The sequence below is a fragment of the Rhodococcus sp. P4_F3_2 genome (assembly GCF_056401335.1).
The window spans coordinates 1-519 of record NZ_JBFUJN010000158.1 but is presented as its reverse complement, the minus strand read 5'-3'; the positions used below and the strand labels follow the sequence as shown (position 1 = coordinate 519).

Below are 519 nucleotides of genomic sequence, written 5' to 3'. Positions count from 1 at the left end.
CTGTAGATTCACTTTCATAGTGGTCTACTTTACAATGCTTTTTAGAATCATTCTTTTTATGTCTGCTTTTGCACTTTTTCTTTACATCGTAAGAATAATACTTTTTAGATGACATAATTAACACTCCTTTTTCATGGTATGTATTAATATATGAGCATACCAATCAATAGGATTGGGCCAATTGACTAATGAGTGCAACCATTTTAAAAAACAACAAAAACGCCTAGGAAGTGGCGTTTGTAGATGTTATAACTTATTTTTTAGAGTTATTGATATTTGTCTGTTTAACAAATTCATCGACTCGTTTTGATAAATCTTCAACCATTTCTTTAAGCATTTTTTTCTTTTCTTCAGATAAATTCCCTTTAACTTGTTCTTTATCTATGCCRTGTTTAGAAAAAACRTCRTTTACTAATAARTCCATTAGCTTATTTGGAACAATCTCTGGTCTTTTTTGTGAATCACTCATATTAGTCGCTCCTTTTTGAAGATTTTATTTCATAACAACATATGCAGCAA

The 519-nt window shown here is 29.3% G+C and carries 1 protein-coding gene; it reads right to left on the bottom strand.

The window, feature by feature from the left end; translation table 11 throughout:
• Nucleotides 1-253 precede the first annotated feature (253 nt).
• Nucleotides 254-469 (bottom strand): hypothetical protein, encoded by a 216-nt coding sequence (locus tag AC1DWA_RS33215; RefSeq protein ID WP_477917706.1) that lies wholly within the window; start codon nt 467-469, stop codon nt 254-256.
• Between the last annotated feature and the right edge of the window lie 50 nt (nt 470-519).